Below are 15688 nucleotides of genomic sequence, written 5' to 3' on the forward strand. Positions count from 1 at the left end.
TGCGAAGCTCCATAGGATGTGATTTGCCCATCTCGATCCCCTATATCTGGAAAGATCAGGGAATCAGAAACCGTCCAAGATGGGAAGCCTGAATCATATGAACGGCGACTTGCTCTAAGCTATGTCCCCGCGAAATGTGGTCCCTTGCACTCTATCGCGCTGAGAAGCTGGTGGCGGGCGTTCGGGGCTATGACCCAATCGAAGATGATCGCCGCGACATTGTTGCCGCCTCTATCTGTTTGACGTGTTCCGGTTGCAAAACCATGAATGATGCCACGACAGCGGCGGTCAATCCTGATGATCGTCCTTCGCCATCAATCGCATGATATAGCTCGCAAACAGCCAGCTCGCCGGCACACCAAGCAGTGCTCCGCCCAGCACAGATTGCACTGGTGTCAGGACGGGCAAGCCAAGCCAGGAACCGATCAGCGCAGCAAAGAACAGATTTACCGCCATTGCCCCCAGACCAAACGGATAGAGCATCAACGTCAGCCTTGGCCGGCTCATCTGCGACGAACCAGCCACTGCACGCAGATCAATGCGACCAGCAACAACACGGCTGCAACAAGATAAGACAGTTCCGCTTCTGCTGTCTGGGGCTGAGGGATCGGGCGCTGGAAGGTTTCGGCCAATGCGGCACTTGGCACAGTCAGTGCGGTGAGGAAAAGCGAGAGGCGCATATCAGGTCTCCTGTATCAGGGCGCGGTAGATGTCGGGAAGGGCACGGCCGAGGCGGGCGGGATCAGGCAGCAAGGTAAAACCTGCGCGCCCGAAGATGCGGGCAAACCAGTCTTGACCATCGGCATCGACAATGACGCCGTGCACGGTCTGTCCGGTGCGACGCGCCTCACGCACAGCCATGTGAGTGTCTTCGATGCCGTGGATACCTTCGTAATGATCCAGATCATTGGGTTTGCCATCGGTCAGCACCAAAAGCAGTTTGCGCGCGGCAGGTGCTTCGGCCAACTGGGTCGAGACATGGCGGACTGCCGCGCCAAGGCGGGTATAGTGACCGGGGCGCAACCCCCCTATGCGGGCGGTGACAGCGGGCGTCATCGCAGTGTTGAAGCCTTTGCAACGCGACAGAAACACCCGATCTCGCCGCAGCGACGAAAACCCCCAGATCGCCATCCGGTCACCCGCCGCGTCAATGCCGCCCGCAAGCGCTGCAAGCGCCTCGCGCATGGTGTCGATGATGCTGCGATTGCCCACCACAGATTCGGTCGAGCGCGAACAATCCATCAGGATTGCCACCGCCAAATCACGTTCGACACTGCGCAGGCTGCGGAAGATGCGATCGCTGCCCTGCCCGGTCGCCCGGATTGCAACCTGCGCCTCTATCAGCGCATCCAAATCAAGCTCGGGGCCTTCAATTTGGCGCGGGCGCAGGATACGGCGCGGATGCAGCGCCTCGAACTGGCGGCGCACGCGGGCCATCAGAAGACGGTCAGGCGTAAAGGGCGTGTCAGAGATGGGGGCCTCTGCCTCAAGCACAACACAATGGTCGGGCATATAGCTGGCGGCGCGGTGGTTCCATTCGGGGTAGGTGAAACGGGACGACAGGCGTTCGTGGTCGGCATCCTGCGGGGCAAGGTCAAGGTGCAGGCGCAGGCGGGTGGCGGCGCGTTTGTGATGCGGCGATAGCGTGATGTGGTCATGATCCTCGGCCGCTTTGCGCGCGCCTTCGGGATCATCGTCATCGGTTGCGCGGTTCAGCATCATGCTTTCGACCCAAGACAAGATCGACTCAAAGCGGTGGAAGATAAAGCTGTCGCTGCGGTTGGCGGCCTCATTGTCTTGCCGGTTGGCCTTCTTACGGGTCGGATTGGCCATACCGGGTGGGGCGCTGATCGCATCCTGATCCGGCGCGGCGGCGGTGCCGTTGGTGGCAGTGTCCAAACGTAGCCAGATCGGCAGCGGGGCGAGCGGGCAATAGCCGCGCGGTGTGACTGGCGCGGTTAGCGCAAGCGCTGTGCCAGTCAGCACGCTGCGCACAGCCTCAGCCATAGCGCGCTCTGCGGGCGATGGCATAGCAAACATTGCCGAGGGCATTTGCGACAGCAGATGCGCGCACAGGGCCGCATAAGCTGCGCGCAAGCCGGGACAGAACGCAAGCGCCCGCATCGTCGCCTGCTTCATCGCCAAAAGCCAAGCCAGATCGGCGGCAACCGGATCATCCGACACGTGCATGGGTTGCGCGCAAGCCGCAAGCGCCGCCAGCCAAAGATAAGCCGCACGGTTCAGATCCACCGACGGAAACGCTGCCATCACCGGCGGCAGACGCAGGGTGGTGCCATCGAAATGCGCGATATGCTCCAGCACGCGAGCATCGCCGAGTTGCGCGCCTATGCTGCGGCGATGCCGCGACGCTGTAGCTGGGCTGGCAGCGATTTCGACGCCAGCCGCACCGCCAAGGGCGCGGAACATCACGGCAATGCTGGGGCGCAGCGCTTCCAGTGCGACGGCGGCGGCACCATGGCCGACCACCGGCGTTAACCGTTGGGCCAGCCCGTGCCACAGATTGCCCACGGTTTCCTCGGGCTCGATCAAATCCAGCGGGTGCAAAGCCATGCCCTCAGCCGTAAACGCTGCTGATCAGGTCGCGCAGGGCCTGAATAACTTCGGGCTCATCCGTCAAAGGTTCGATCACTGCCGCCTGCAAAGCACGTTCCAGCGGCATCCCGTCTGCCATAAGGCTGGCCGCATAGATCAACAGACGGGTGGAGACGCCCTCTTCCAGATCCATGCCCGACAAGGCGCGGATATGGCCTGCCAGCCGCACCAACGGGGTGACTCGGATGGCGTCCAATCCGCTTTCGCGCGCCACGACGGCGGTTTCGGTGACGGGATCGGGAAAGCCGAAGCTGATTGAGAGAAACCGCTGCCGGGTCGAAGGTTTCAGCCGTTTCAGGATGTTCTGATAGCCGGGGTTATAGCTGGCCACCAGCATGAAGCCCGCAGGTGCTGCCAATTCCTCGCCAGTGCGGTCAATCATCAGGGTGCGGCGGTTGTCGGTCAGCGGGTGCAGGACCACTGTCACATCTTTGCGCGCCTCGATTACCTCATCCAGATAGCAGATCGCCCCCTCACGCACAGCACGGGTCAGCGGGCCATCGACCCATTCCGTCGCCCCGCCGCGCAGCAGATACCGTCCGATCAGATCGGCGGCGGACAGATCATCATGGCAGGCAACGGTGTAGAGCGGGCGGCCCAACCGGGCCGCCATATGTTCCACAAACCGGGTTTTTCCGCAGCCCGTCGGCCCCTTCAGCAGCAACGGCAGACCGCGCGCATGCGCCGCCTCGAACAGCGCACATTCCTGCCCGACGGGGCGGTAGAACGGAGCCGTGCGTTCCGGCGCGAGGGCATTCATACCGCATCCTCGGCCAACATGGCGTCGCTTGCGGGCGCTATCAGTTCCCGCCGTACCACGAGCTGGCTGTAGATGAACAACAACGCACCCAGAACAACCGCAATGCCGGCACCAAACCGCATCAGATAGAACAGGCCCAACTGATCCTGCACATCCATGTAAGCCTCGCCCACCACGCGCTGCATGTGGGTCTGGATCGTGCCAGCAAAGGTCAGCACAAAGGTCATGAAGGCCATTCCCCCGGTCATCAGCCAGAACGAGATCATGTTGAGCACCTGATTATAGGGGGCTCGCTGGCGCAGCTGCGGCATGGCGTAAGTGATGATCGCAAGGTTCATCGCCACATAAGCACCGTAGAAGGACAGATGGCCATGCGCTGCGGTGATTTGCGTGCCGTGGGTGTAAAAGTTCACGCCATGGAAGGTGTGCAGAAAGCCCCATACCCCCCCGCCGAAGAAAGCAACCGTCGCCGATCCCAACGCCCACAGCAGGGCTGCCTTGTTGGGGTGATTGCGGCGACCTTTCCAGACCATGATGAAGGCAAATGACATCATCCCAAAGAACGGCACCACCTCGAAGGCCGAAAAAATTGAGCCCGTCCACTGCCAGTAAGACGGCAAGCCAATCCAGTAGAAATGGTGGCCAGTGCCAAGGATGCCGGAAAACATTGCGGTGGCAACGATGACATACAGCCATTTTTCGATCACCTCGCGGTCCACCCCGGTCAGCTTCAGCATGAGGAAGGCGAGGATAGCCGCCATCACCAGCTCCCATGTGCCTTCGACCCACAGATGCACGATGAACCACCAATACATCTTGTCGAGGCTAAGGTTGTCGGGGTTGATGAACGAGAATATCCACAGCAGAGACAGCAGCCACAGCCCGGTCAGCAGCACGTTGGTGATGGCGGTCTTGCGCCCGGCCAGCACTGTCAGCGAGATGTTCACAAGGAAGATCACCGCCGCGACAAGGATGCCAAACTTGACCCATAACGGCTGTTCCAGAAACTCGCGCCCGCCGTGGATGCCCACCAGATAGCTGCCCACCGCGCCAAGCGTGCCGATCACCAGAATCGCCAGTTGCAGATAGGCCAGTTTGACCGACCAGATTTCCCGCTCGGATTCTTCAGGAACGAGATAGTAGGCGGCCCCAAAGAACCCCAGCAGCAGCCAGACGATCAGCGCGTTGGTGTGGATCATCCGGATGATGTTGAACGGCAGCACCGTAGACAGGGTGTTGGGTGAGACATAGATCCAGCCGGCCAGAAGGCCGCCCAACACCTGAATGCCAAACAGCCCCATTGCCACCAGAAAATAGGCCAAAGCCACCTTTTGCGATTGATACTTCATCGTTATTCCTCCTTAACCCGCATCCGTTGGCGGCCAGCCTTGCGTGTTGGTGTGATCTGCCCAGCGCAGGAATTCGGCCAGCCCGCGCATTTCTTCTTCGGTGATGGTGAAATGGGGCATCTGACGGCGCCCCTCGATGCCACTTGGCTGGGCGGCCATCCAGCCATCCAGCACTTCATACGCGGTCTGTGGATCTTCCAATACACCCCAGCGCGTCATCACGTTGCCAAGCTCGGGCGCGAAATAGGCACCTTCGCCGTGCAAGGTGTGGCAGTTGATGCAGCTGTTACGCTCCCAAACCTGTTTGCCCAGCACGACCGCCGGGGTCAGCGGCATGCCTGCGGTCGAGACGTTGACGACGTAACGATGCGAGTTGATGACCAGGCCGATGAACACCACGACAAAGAACAGTGATCCGCCGTAAAAGATGTTTCTCGCCCTGGATTTTGTAAGAATTTCTGACATGCGGCCTCCTGCGGGGTGGATATGGGTTTTCCTTTCCTAGCTGCCTTTGCCGCGCCTGACGTTGTTCTGGCACAACGACGCCGCGCAACGTGGCCGCCATCTTTGGCAGACCCACGCCGCTACCCCTGCAGGAGGTCGCATGACCGTTCCAGACATCAGCAACCCGGACCTGCCGCTGCAGATGCTGTTCGACAGGTGGCCCGCAACAGCAAGGGTTTTTCTAAGCCATGGGATGCTGTGTTTTGGGTGCCCAATCGCACCGTTTCACACCATTATTGATGCTTGTGTCGAGTATCAGTTAAATGAAGACAGCTTTCGCGCCGAGTTACTGGCCGCAGTATCGGCAAAGTTTGTATAGGTGGTTTGCAGGTCGGCAGGACGCTGGAGCGCCAGCGCAGGGAGCCGCGCGGCGGCCGCGATCATAACCATCCGATGCGGATTTTTAACCACGATGTGGCAACGTGTGCTTTCGATAAGCCCCTGTTTTTCCCAAGCACTCAACAATCGGCTGACCGTGTGCAAGGTTGTGCCTGTCATATCCGCAATGTTTTGCCGCGAAATGGGAAAGTCGATCTCCACCCCAGATGTAACTTTGCGACCGGTTTGCCCAATCATCCGCAGAATTGCACAAGCGATTCGTTGTTCTGCCGTCATTGTCTGCATTTCGACGATCCGGTTGCTCATCTCATCGGCACGCGCACTCAGGCAACGAAACATCTCGGCCGCAAATCCCTGATATTCGGTGGTGAACATCGGCCAAAGATCATTTGACCACGACAACGCGCGACAGGCGTTCGCGGCGATCGCAGACGCTTGATACGTGGCCTTGCGCCCGTTGGTTTCAAATCCAAACACCTGACCTGCCGGGATATGCAACACAATCGTCGTATCGCCAGCTTCGGTGATCCTTGCCATTCGAATATGGCCTGAAAGGATCATATGAAAACTGCGTGCGGGTTGGCCTTCATCAAATATAACCACCCCAGCTACCACGCTTTTGGTATGAGCAAGACCAAGAGCAGGGTGCAGTTGGTCGACGTCAAGGCGACAAAACGGCGGGGCCTGCGAGAACTGCGCTGCGTCTAGCAAATTCATTGGACCGTCCAAAGGTTGAGCCAGCGCAAAGACGCCTCCGCCCACTGTAGGGCACAATCATCGACAGCCGGATGATCCAGATCAAGGACTGGCACTTATTATGTCTTTGCCAAGTATCTTTCGCCGCTCGCCGGGGTGGCGCAAGGAAATCTATAAATCAAGGAACAAAAACAACATCATGGAAAATACCAAACGCCCGCCCTATTCCGGCCCTGCGTTGTTCAGCTATGGGTTCCGGCCATTCTTTCTGATGGCTGGGCTGTTTGCCGTGCTGGTCGTGCCGCTGTGGATGGCGGTCTGGTCGGGCTATGTCGCTTTGAGCGGCCCGTTTTCCCCGGTGGATTGGCATATTCACGAGATGCTGTTCGGCTATACTTCTGCTGTCATGGCGGGCTTCTTGTTCACCGCAATTCCGAACTGGACGGGCCGTTTGCCGACGCGCGGCTGGCCGCTGATGGTGCTTGCGGCCTTATGGACCTTGGGGCGCATTGCGGTTGCCGGAGGCATGGGGCTGGGTCCTGTTCAGGTGATGATACTGGATTGCGCCTTTATGGCGCTGATCGGTGCGATGGTGGTGGTCGAGATCGTGGCAGGGCGCAACTGGAGCAATCTGAAAGTGGTGGCACCTGTCGTGTTCTATCTGGCGGCCAATGTGACCTTCCATCTTGAAGTCATGGCGCAAGGTCAGGCTGCCATCGGGCGGCGACTTGGATTTGCCATGGTGGTCATGCTGATCTTGCTGATCGGCGGGCGGATCATCCCCAGTTTCACCCGCAACTGGTTGGTCAAGCGTGGACCGGGACCACTGCCTGCGCCGTTCGGGCGCTTCGACGCGGCAAGTCTTGGTTTCACACTGCTGGCACTGTTGCTGTGGGTCGCGCTGTCCGATGCCAAGCTTTCGGCAATCGGCTTGATGCTGGCCGGGTTGGTGCAACTGATCCGGCTTGGCCGGTGGCTGGGATGGCGCACCGTGGCATCGCCGCTGCTGCTGATGCTGCATCTGGCATTTGCTTTTCTGCCCTGTGGGCTTTTCACCCTTGGCTTGGCTGGGTTTGGCATGGTTCCCGCCGTTGTGGGTCTGCATCTGTTGGGCATTGGTGGAATCGGCGGTATGACACTTGCGGTGATGATGCGGGCGTCGTTGGGCCACACTGGACGCGCGCTTGAGGTTGGCCCGATGCTGGCAGCGGCCTTTGGCTGCGTTGCGCTGGCGGCTTTGGTGCGTGTTTTAGCCACCGATGAGACCGGGCTTTGGCTGGCGGCGGCACTTTGGGTGGCTGGATTTTCCGGGTTTCTGGCGCGTTATGCTCCAATCCTGGCAAGCGCCAACGCCGGGCGCAAACTCCCCAATTTGAAGGAGCATTGAGTTGAGCCAGATCAGCTTCAGCGACCAGATGATCGAGATTGATGCGACGCTTATCGCCAAGGGTCTGGGTATGCACCCGGACGCCTTACGTCAGGCGATGCGGGAAGGCCATGTCACCCGCACCGTGGAGAAAGGCGAAGCTGACGATGCGGGGCGTTTCCGCGTGACGTTCTATGCGCCGAACCGCCGTTTGCGGCTTTTGTTCAACTCTGAGGGCATCATCTTGCAAACGTCTTCCGCAGATTACAGTCGAAAACCGCGCCCTGCATCCTGACCGGATGTCAGCTTGTAACCCCGCTCAGCAACACCAGTTGATGCGGCGCGGTGACAGTGATCTTCTTGCGTTTGCTGGCGACAATGCCGTCTTTTTCCCAGGCGCTTAGCAGGCGGCTTACCGTGTGCAGCGTCGATCCTGTCATATCCGAGATGTTCTGGCGGGTGATCGGAAAGTCGATCTCTATACCAGCTTCGACCTTGCGCCCCATTTGGGTGATCAGCCGGAGCAACGCCGCTGCGATGCGCTGTTCGACCTGTTTGGTCGCCATCTCGACGATGACGCTGTGCATATCGGCCATACGCTCGCCCACGACTGCATAGGTTTCGGTGGCAAATCCCTGATAGTTTGCGATGAACTCGGGCCAAAGCCGGTTGGGCCACGCCAACACGACACATTCCCCCGCCGCCATTGCGGTGGCGGGATAGGACTTGTGGCCCAAAGCCGCCCCGATGCCAAACAACTGTCCGGGGGCTATGTGCAACAGAATAATCAGATCGCCCTGAGGCGTGGTGCGTTGCACGCGGATATGGCCATCCAGCAGCAGAAAAAACCGATCCACCGGCGTACCTTCGGAAAAGATCGCTTCGCCTGCTTCTACCCGAGCGGTCTGTGCGGCGTCCAAAATCTCGCGGATTTGAGGCCGCGTCAGGCTGCGGAACGGCGGCAGATTGGTCAGCAGACTTTCATCCAGTTTTTTCACGTCGCAGCCTTTGATGTTGTGGCAGCGCAAAGAGCCGCATGGATCAACGGCCTATAACACGGTCAGGCCCAATAAATCCCGAAAGGATACCGCATGTTTTCGAAACTGACCATCGCCACTGCTGCAGCGCTGCTGCTGGCGACCTCTGCCTTTGCTGAAACGTTCGAGGTCAAGATGCTGAACAAAGGTGCCGATGGCGCGATGGTGTTCGAACCTGCCTTCGTCAAAGCCGCCGTTGGCGACACCATCAATTTTATCTCACCCGACAAAGGCCACAATGTCGAGTCGATTGAAGGCATGTTGCCCGATGGGGTTGAGCCGTTCAAAAGCAAGATGAGCGAAGACTTCACGCTGACCCTATCCGCCGAAGGACTATATGGCGTCAAATGCACGCCGCACTATGCCATGGGCATGGTCGGGTTGATCCAAGTCGGTGCGCCCGTCAATCTCGATGCAGCGGCGGCGGTGGTCCAGAAGGGCAAGGCGAAGTCACGGTTTGAACCGCTGTTCGCACAAGTCGTGAAGTAGTAAGCGGCGAAGCAATACGGAAAGGGGCGGCTAGATCATCTAGCCGCCCCTTTCCGCTGGCAGTGGAACAATCAGAAAACAGTGCGCACCAGTCGGAACCCCAGATAATCCGGCGGAACACCGACCGCACACCCGCCTGAACGCGCGTCACGGACAAAGTCGATGACAAAGCCACGATGCTTGCCTTGCACGGCGCGCACACCGCAATAATCGGTCCGACTTTCGATCACGGCTCCATCGGCAGTGACCTTTCCGTTCTGAAAACAGCTGTTGGTCCATTCCCAGACATTGCCCGCAATATCGGCCACACCCGCGTCGTTCACCCCGAAGTAACCAAGCGGATGCAGCTCCAGATCGGCCTCGCCACGCCGTTCAACCTCACGCCGATAAGACGCGATCCAGCGCCGCGACGGGTCCGCTCCGTTTGCTTCGGCGGAAAAGCCGTCATCGAACGCCCTGTCGCCCGCCAGCCGCAGCCATTCTGCATCGGTCGGCAGCCGCCACTCTTGCCCCGTAAGGGCCGAGAACCACCGCGCATAGGCCGTGGCATCACCATAATTGACGTTTGTCTGCGGCATGTTCTGACGGTTGCCATCAGGTGCAACCCGACAGGCGTTGGCCGCGACGCAAAGCGCGTACTCGGCTTCGCTCACATGGTATTTCATCACTTCAATAGCCGCAGCGTCGAGGGTTTGAAGCGGAGCATCAACAACCCGCGTGCCTTGCCGGAACTCGCCAGCAGGGCGATATTTTTGGCGTCCAGCCTGCAACCGCACGGTCGCAGGCAAAGCCAGTACATCCGCTTGCTGTGGCCAGAACAGCCCCGCAGCACCGACGAGCCCCGCGATTAAAATGGCCGCTGCAGTTCCGCATGTGATGTAGCCCGCACGTTGTGCCATTTCCGCCCCCCATTCATGACAACGGCAGCCCCACACAAGGGCTGCCGTTCTGTGGTTGGCCGTTTGCATTATGGCAAGGCCGTGCGGCCATCGTGCGCCACGTCATATTCCACCGGCGCCACAACTTGCTGCATCAGATCATTGTTCCAGTCGCCGCCGACCACCACATGCGCCGTGGCACCAAGGTTGACCGCCTCGATCAGGTTATGGTTGACATAGGCGTAAACGCCGGGCTGTAAGAATTTGTACAGCGCAGCCCCAGCCGAGCCGCCTCGGATGAACCAGGTCTCCAGATCACGCTCGGGCGGGTTGTTGAACTTGCCGGTGTCCCAGACCAGATCGCCATGCCCGCCGATCAAATGCGGGCGGCTGTCACGATTGGCTTGGCTGTGAACGAACAGCACTGTCTCGCCCTGGTCGGCGGTCAAGGCGGTGTCGCCCGTCAGCGCGCCAACCTTGCCATTGAACACCACATGCGTCGGAATCAAACCGTTCATCACTGCCAGCGTGTCAGCATAGCTTTCGCCCGCATCGGTATAACGTTTATAGGCGCCATTCGCGTCCCGCGGGATATAGAAGTCGTTCTCACCGATGTAATACATGCGATCATAGCTGACGGGATGGCCAAGATGATCTTTCAGACCGTCCCGTGGCAGCACCATGATGCAGCCCGACATGCCAGACACCACATGCCAAGGGATCATCGGGCCACCGGGCGCACAGTGATAAACAAATACCCCCGGTCGTGTCGCCTTGAACCGCAGCACGGTTTTTTCGCCGGGGTTCACCAGTGTCAACGCGCCGCCGCCCAGCGCGCCTGTGGCGGCGTGAAAGTCGATATTGTGTTGCAGCATGTTTTCAGGCGGGTTGAACAGCGTCAGTTCAACATAATCCCCCTCATGCACCACCATCATTGGACCGGGCGTTGATCCGTTGTAGGTAAAGGCCTGCAGCCACGCATCTTCATCAATCTGCACCTCTTTCTCGATGATCTTCATCTCGAACTCAACGATCTGTGGCTCGCTCGTCGCGACTTGCTCATGCGCATGGACAAACGGCGGTGCTACCAGTTTGACCTTGCGCCGGGTCAGCGTGGACAGATCCACTGGTGCGGCGCCACCATTTGCCGCAACCTCTTGCGCACTGGCCGCTTTGATCACGAGAGGGGCTGCGGCAACGAATGCGGCCCCCATCAGGGCTGCGCGTCTGGTAAACATCATTCTCTCCTTGTTCGAACCTGCGATTTCCCAAGTAATGAACCTCGGCCCGGACAAGTTGGTTGTTCCCGCACAATAACCATGGGGAAACAAAGCTAAGTCATGCGGAGCAGCCACGCGTTTCCAGTCTGCCCGCCGCCATCCAAATCGCCACAAGTTACCGGATTCTGCGGCCTTCGACACGGTTGATGTAAATAATGAAAATTTATGACCCGTAGAACGTGTCTATCTTAAAACTAAGATCGCCAGCATGTGCTGTTTGGCGCGACGTACGAGCACGTGCCCATTGCGTGTAGCGCAATGCAAGGTGCAATTCCGTGGATCAAGACGCCTGACTGATCGCTTCTTTCGAAATGCGCGGTCGCCGGGCCGAGCAGGCAAATGACAGCTTCCCGCTCTTTGCGCATGCTACAGCGTCATTGTGCCTGGCCCCCTTTGCAACCGTCGTCTCATCGTCAAGCGCCGTGGCGCAGCATGGTAATCCCCCCATTTTCAACGGGGTGCCTTCATAGAACTTACGCAGCCATTTCAGTTTCTGGGCAGGTGTCATTCCGCCGATGCCCCATTGCCCGGCAATGGCATCATGCCATGCTCGCGGCGCAGCTGAGCCACCGTCACACCGCCTTCGGCCTGCCGCAGGATCGCAATGATCGTAACCGCCCCATTGATACCGCAGCTTACGCGGCTTGACTGTCCATTTCGGATGCCAGCAGCGCTCAATTCCACGGCAGTAATTCATCCAGCCTGTTGATCTTGTGGTCGTGGATGCGGTCGAGGACGTCAGCGCGATAGGCCAGTGGATTGAGGCCGTTCAGCTTTGCCGTTTCAATCACCACCATCGCCCGTGCCAGAGTTTCCGTGCCAGAGTCTCCGCGCCAGTATCGGCCCCGGCAAAGCGCCAATTTTTTCTTGCAATTCCAACCCAGCCGCAGGGCGCGTTCGGCGGGATTGTTGTCGATGGCCACACGCCCGTCGGCCAGCAACAGGCTGAAGGCTTGCTGCCGAGCGAGGCCATGGCGGAAAGCTTTGGCCAGATCGCTTTTGCGCGGAATGCGCAACAACCGCTGTTCGGACCAGACAAAGAACGCCGTCACATAGGGCAGGCTGTCACATTGGGCAGGCTGTCACATTGGGTAGGCTGAGCTTTTGACGTACCGCATGGCGGACATCAGCGGGCTGGCGTTGATGTCGCGCGCGATATCATAGAACTTGCCAATCCGGTCGAGTGCCTTGCGGGCGATCTCGGATTTGGTCGGGGTCCAGAAGTCATGGAAGTCACGGCGCAAGGGGGCCCAACATGCGGCTTCGCCAAACGCGCTGTGCCATCAGGTTCAGGCGCGTAGAGTTTGCCATACCATTATGACGACCACGATCAGCTGCGCCGACACCTTGATTTGTTATAGATACCTACAACCACGCCCGGCGACTCAAGACCCTCACGCCAGCACAGTTCATCTGCAAGCAATGGCAGGCAAGGACGGGACTTTTCTGTGAAAAGCCGTGCTGCTTGACCTTGGCACCATACCCCCGGATATGGCATACTTTAAGGCCTGTCTTGCGCACCAAAGTCTTGCAGAAAACCCCGCGCCTTAATTGGTTGCGGGGTTTCTTGTTTTTCGGCTTTGGTGTGGGTGGGATTTGCGGATTTGTGGAGGTGGACATGCTGCGTTGGGGAATTGCCGGGACCGGGTTTATTTCGGACACGATGGCGCGGGCGATTGCCAGCAGTGCAGGGTCGCAGATGGTTGCCGTGAGCGGGCAGGATGCGGGACGGCTGACCGGGTTTGCGGATCGGTTTGGGATTGCGGGGCGGTATCAAAGTTATGAGGCTATGCTGCGTGATCCTGGCGTGGATGCCGTTTACATTGGGTTGCCCAGCCATTTGCACGGTCAGGCGGTGAGTGCCGCGGCGGCGCAGGGCAAGATGATCGTGTCGGAGAAGCCTTTGACGACGACGATGGCCGAGGCGGCAGCTTTGGCAGAGGCGGTGCGGGGGTGGGATGTGTTTTTCGTCGAAGGGCTGATGTATCTGCAGCATCCGCTGATTGCGGCGATGGCGGAGGTGATCGCTTGCGGTCGGCTTGGGGCTATACGCTCGGTGCGCGGGAGTTATGCGGCGGATATTTGGCGGGTGGTGAACCCGAAGGGGCGCGGCACGATTTATAATCTGGGCTGCTATCCGGTGAGTTTGTTGCAGTATGTGATGCAGGTGGCTTATGGGGCTAAGGCGTTTGGGCAGCGTCAGACCAGTGGTTTTGGCAATATCGGCGCGGATGGCATGATCTGCGATGCGGCGATGGCGGTACGGTTTGACAATGGGGTGCTGGCGTCAATGCAGGCCAGTGACAGCTATGGCATGGCGTTTGAATTTGCGGTCAGTGGCGAGAAGGCGGTTTTGCGCTGTAAGACCAATCCTTGGTTGCCGGGGGTGGGAGAGAATATCCTGTTGGTGCAGCCGCATGAGGGTGCTGCTGAGGAGATTGTGGTCAGCACTGGGCTGGACGCGTTTCAGCATCAGGTGGCTTGTGTCGAGAACGCGCAGCGGCTGGGGTTGAAGCAGGCAAGCCGCCCTGCCCCACAGCTTTCGGATTCGCTGGAGGTCATGGCGATGCTGACCGCTTGGGAGGCGGATTGTTTGGTCTAGGTGGGGACAAAGCTTTACAACCGGTTGCGTTTGATTTGATGCAGGGGTCTTTGATCGCCGAATAAACCTTCCCAGCGGGGAAACGCTTGTGGTTTACCTTCGTTTTGCGCTGCTTTCTTACAACATCTTGTGGTTTTGTTTCGCGCTGTAGGTTGAAAAAGCGTTAACGATTGAGACGATCACTGGTGCGGCTTCTGATTGCATTGCGCCTGATCAAACCCAATTTCGTTATACCACCGCGATTTCAACCGCCAAGCGGGCCACCTGTTCGCGGATGTCGGGGATGGCGGTGATCTCCCAGAATGCCGCGCGCGAGGCGGGGCCAATGACATGGATGCGCGCGCTGACCCCGCCGTCGTGCGCTATCAGGCGGCAGTGCGCGTCCACCTCTAGCCCGATCCGCAACGGGTCGATGCGGGCGGCTTTTTGCGCCAGCAGGCTGGCCACCAAAGGCGTTGCGTTCAGTTCGGGATCGCGGCGGATGCCCCGGCAATCAATGATGCGGGACGCGGTGATCGCATCGCTGTGCTTGCTGCCATAGGGCCGGATATAGGCGAAGAATCCGCCTTCGGGGCGGACCACGGCGTCTTGGAAGGCGGCTTTGCGGATGGTGAGTTGGCCATCCAGTATCGCCTGATGCAAGGCGGCCTGTGACTGCGGCGGGATGCGGTGGCGGTGGACATCCCACCATGTCGCGGCATGGCGCAGAAAGCGGGCGCGCTCGGGCACCGGCAAGCCGCGCCACAGGGTTGTGACATGCGGGCGGATGCCATCGACGGCATCGCGCCATGTGCCGCCCTGCGCCACAGCGGCGCGGGCCAGACCACGCGCCCATGCCAGCAGGGTAGAGGCCGTGGCCCCGCGCGGCAGGTGTTTGCCATCTAGCTGCATCGGCTTGGTGGCGGTGTGATCGCGCGGCAACAGGCCCCGGCGCGACAGTGACAGGATCGGCCCGGTGTGGCCCGAGCGCAGGATGGTCAGCACCTGATCCACCATCGACAGGCCAGAGCCGATGATGATGATGCGCGATTGCGGCGGCGGCGGTTCTTGTGGCGCCCATGCGTCGGTCAGCGGCCATTCGCGGGCTTGGTCGGGGATGACATGACCGGTTGCCAACACGGCGCGGTCGGCTTGCAGGGTTTTGCCATCGGCAAGGTGCAGGGTGACGCCAGAGTCGGTTTCGGTCAGGTCGGTCACGTCTTGATAGATTCGGGTCAGGCGGGGGTCGGCGTCCCATTCGGCCAGAAGTGCGCCGAGATAGCGGCCATAGGTGGCGCGGCTGACGAAACCCTGATCATTCACCGTGGTGTCTTGGTGGCGTTGCAGCCATGCGTGGAAATGCTGTGGATCTTCTGGGAAGCCGCTCATGTTATGGACGCGAGTGTTCAGCAGATGCTCGGGGTCGATGGTGCTGTAGGCGACGCCGGCACCCATCGCACCCGAGCGTTCGATCAGCGTGACATGGGCGGTATTTGCTTGGCGCAGCAGATGCACCGCCATCAGCACGCCACTGGCACCGCCGCCGATAACAGCGACCTGCGCGCCTTTCGGCGGGCCGGAGGAGAGGTTCGCTGGAGCGCGGGCGGCTGGTGTCGGGGGGATGAACAGATCGTTCATAGCAGGCCTATGGTGATCAGGCTGAGGATGGTGATCATCAGCAAAACGGAGGCGGCCCAGAGATGGCTGGGCGCGGGTGCTGTGGGTGCGTCGATGCCTTGGCTGGCAAGGTAAGCCTCAAGACCGGGATCATAACCGTAATAGAACATCGGATGTCT

At 59.6% G+C, this 15688-nt stretch carries 19 protein-coding genes and 1 pseudogene; 5 read left to right on the forward strand and 15 right to left on the reverse strand.

Annotation, left to right across the window (positions count from 1 at the left end; all coding sequences use genetic code 11):
* Window positions 1-288 precede the first annotated feature (288 nt).
* The 6 genes from ACP7AP_RS03105 to ACP7AP_RS03130 are packed head-to-tail and all read right to left on the reverse strand — an operon-like array spanning window position 289 to window position 5187.
* Window positions 289-483 (reverse strand): NnrT protein, encoded by a 195-nt coding sequence (locus tag ACP7AP_RS03105; protein ID WP_426032133.1) that lies wholly within the window; start codon window positions 481-483, stop codon window positions 289-291.
* 20 nt (window positions 484-503) lie between these two features.
* A complete protein-coding gene (locus ACP7AP_RS03110; RefSeq protein WP_426032135.1) occupies window positions 504-680 on the reverse strand; it encodes a hypothetical protein in 177 nt (58 codons plus the stop codon).
* A 1-nt stretch (window position 681) separates the two neighbouring features.
* Entirely contained in the window at window positions 682-2571 is a 1890-nt protein-coding gene (locus ACP7AP_RS03115; protein WP_426032137.1) for a nitric oxide reductase activation protein NorD, read from the reverse strand.
* A 4-nt stretch (window positions 2572-2575) separates the two neighbouring features.
* Window positions 2576-3373 (reverse strand): CbbQ/NirQ/NorQ/GpvN family protein, encoded by a 798-nt coding sequence (locus ACP7AP_RS03120; RefSeq protein ID WP_426032139.1) that lies wholly within the window; start codon window positions 3371-3373, stop codon window positions 2576-2578.
* Window positions 3370-4722, reverse strand: a complete 1353-nt coding sequence (locus ACP7AP_RS03125; protein ID WP_426032141.1) for a cbb3-type cytochrome c oxidase subunit I — start codon at window positions 4720-4722, stop codon at window positions 3370-3372. Before ACP7AP_RS03125 ends, ACP7AP_RS03120 begins: the two co-directional genes overlap by 4 nt.
* A gap of 12 nt (window positions 4723-4734) precedes the next feature.
* On the reverse strand, window positions 4735-5187 hold the full coding sequence (locus ACP7AP_RS03130) for a c-type cytochrome (protein WP_426032143.1): 453 nt from the start codon (window positions 5185-5187) through the stop codon (window positions 4735-4737).
* A gap of 181 nt (window positions 5188-5368) precedes the next feature.
* On the opposite strand from ACP7AP_RS03130, the gene ACP7AP_RS03135 reads away from it, so the two are divergent.
* Window positions 5369-5545 (forward strand): DUF1858 domain-containing protein, encoded by a 177-nt coding sequence (locus tag ACP7AP_RS03135; RefSeq protein WP_426032488.1) that lies wholly within the window; start codon window positions 5369-5371, stop codon window positions 5543-5545.
* Here ACP7AP_RS03135 and ACP7AP_RS03140 read toward each other — a convergent pair.
* A complete protein-coding gene (locus ACP7AP_RS03140) occupies window positions 5482-6282 on the reverse strand; it encodes a Crp/Fnr family transcriptional regulator (protein ID WP_426032145.1) in 801 nt (266 codons plus the stop codon). The genes ACP7AP_RS03135 and ACP7AP_RS03140 overlap by 64 nt on opposite strands.
* Before the next feature lie 178 nt (window positions 6283-6460).
* Between ACP7AP_RS03140 and ACP7AP_RS03145 the strand changes: the two genes are divergently transcribed.
* Both ACP7AP_RS03145 and ACP7AP_RS03150 read left to right on the forward strand, forming a co-directional pair.
* The gene (locus tag ACP7AP_RS03145; protein WP_426032147.1) at window positions 6461-7648 is read left to right on the forward strand and encodes an NnrS family protein; all 1188 of its coding nucleotides are present in this window, start codon (window positions 6461-6463) and stop codon (window positions 7646-7648) included.
* Window position 7649: 1 nt separating this feature from the next.
* Window positions 7650-7922 carry a DUF6522 family protein gene (locus ACP7AP_RS03150; protein WP_426032149.1) on the forward strand — a complete coding sequence of 91 codons (273 nt, stop codon included), beginning with the start codon at window positions 7650-7652 and terminating at the stop codon, window positions 7920-7922.
* Between the two features lie 7 nt (window positions 7923-7929).
* Here ACP7AP_RS03150 and ACP7AP_RS03155 read toward each other — a convergent pair whose 3' ends face one another.
* Entirely contained in the window at window positions 7930-8625 is a 696-nt protein-coding gene (locus ACP7AP_RS03155) for a Crp/Fnr family transcriptional regulator (protein ID WP_426032151.1), read from the reverse strand.
* 93 nt (window positions 8626-8718) lie between these two features.
* Between ACP7AP_RS03155 and ACP7AP_RS03160 the strand changes: the two genes are divergently transcribed.
* Window positions 8719-9153, forward strand: coding sequence for a pseudoazurin (locus ACP7AP_RS03160; protein ID WP_426032153.1), 435 nt, complete (start codon window positions 8719-8721; stop codon window positions 9151-9153).
* Window positions 9154-9224: 71 nt separating this feature from the next.
* On the opposite strand, the gene ACP7AP_RS03165 is transcribed toward ACP7AP_RS03160, so the two are convergent.
* The 5 genes and pseudogenes from ACP7AP_RS03165 to ACP7AP_RS03185 all read right to left on the reverse strand — a co-directional run.
* A complete protein-coding gene (locus ACP7AP_RS03165; RefSeq protein WP_426032155.1) occupies window positions 9225-10052 on the reverse strand; it encodes an SUMF1/EgtB/PvdO family nonheme iron enzyme in 828 nt (275 codons plus the stop codon).
* 68 nt (window positions 10053-10120) lie between these two features.
* Window positions 10121-11269 carry a copper-containing nitrite reductase gene (gene nirK / locus ACP7AP_RS03170; RefSeq protein ID WP_426032157.1) on the reverse strand — a complete coding sequence of 383 codons (1149 nt, stop codon included), beginning with the start codon at window positions 11267-11269 and terminating at the stop codon, window positions 10121-10123.
* 546 nt (window positions 11270-11815) lie between these two features.
* The gene (locus ACP7AP_RS03175; RefSeq protein ID WP_426032159.1) at window positions 11816-11995 is read right to left on the reverse strand and encodes a hypothetical protein; all 180 of its coding nucleotides are present in this window, start codon (window positions 11993-11995) and stop codon (window positions 11816-11818) included.
* The gene (locus ACP7AP_RS03180; protein WP_426032490.1) at window positions 11986-12108 is read right to left on the reverse strand and encodes a transposase domain-containing protein; all 123 of its coding nucleotides are present in this window, start codon (window positions 12106-12108) and stop codon (window positions 11986-11988) included. Before ACP7AP_RS03180 ends, ACP7AP_RS03175 begins: the two co-directional genes overlap by 10 nt.
* Window positions 12109-12252: 144 nt before the next feature.
* Window positions 12253-12555: pseudogene (locus ACP7AP_RS03185) on the reverse strand (IS66 family transposase); the annotation flags it as partial.
* Window positions 12556-12929: 374 nt separating this feature from the next.
* Here ACP7AP_RS03185 and ACP7AP_RS03190 point away from each other — a divergent pair.
* Window positions 12930-13913 carry a Gfo/Idh/MocA family protein gene (locus tag ACP7AP_RS03190; RefSeq protein WP_426032161.1) on the forward strand — a complete coding sequence of 328 codons (984 nt, stop codon included), beginning with the start codon at window positions 12930-12932 and terminating at the stop codon, window positions 13911-13913.
* Between the two features lie 228 nt (window positions 13914-14141).
* Here ACP7AP_RS03190 and ACP7AP_RS03195 read toward each other — a convergent pair whose 3' ends face one another.
* Both ACP7AP_RS03195 and ACP7AP_RS03200 read right to left on the reverse strand, forming a co-directional pair.
* Window positions 14142-15530: an FAD/NAD(P)-binding protein gene (locus tag ACP7AP_RS03195; protein ID WP_426032163.1), complete on the reverse strand. Its 1389-nt coding sequence runs from the start codon at window positions 15528-15530 to the stop codon at window positions 14142-14144.
* Entirely contained in the window at window positions 15527-15679 is a 153-nt protein-coding gene (locus ACP7AP_RS03200; protein WP_426032165.1) for a hypothetical protein, read from the reverse strand. The genes ACP7AP_RS03195 and ACP7AP_RS03200 overlap by 4 nt, the downstream gene beginning before the upstream one ends.
* Between the last annotated feature and the right edge of the window lie 9 nt (window positions 15680-15688).

It is taken from the genome of Cypionkella sp. TWP1-2-1b2, assembly GCF_049896245.1.
GTDB lineage: Bacteria > Pseudomonadota > Alphaproteobacteria > Rhodobacterales > Rhodobacteraceae > Cypionkella.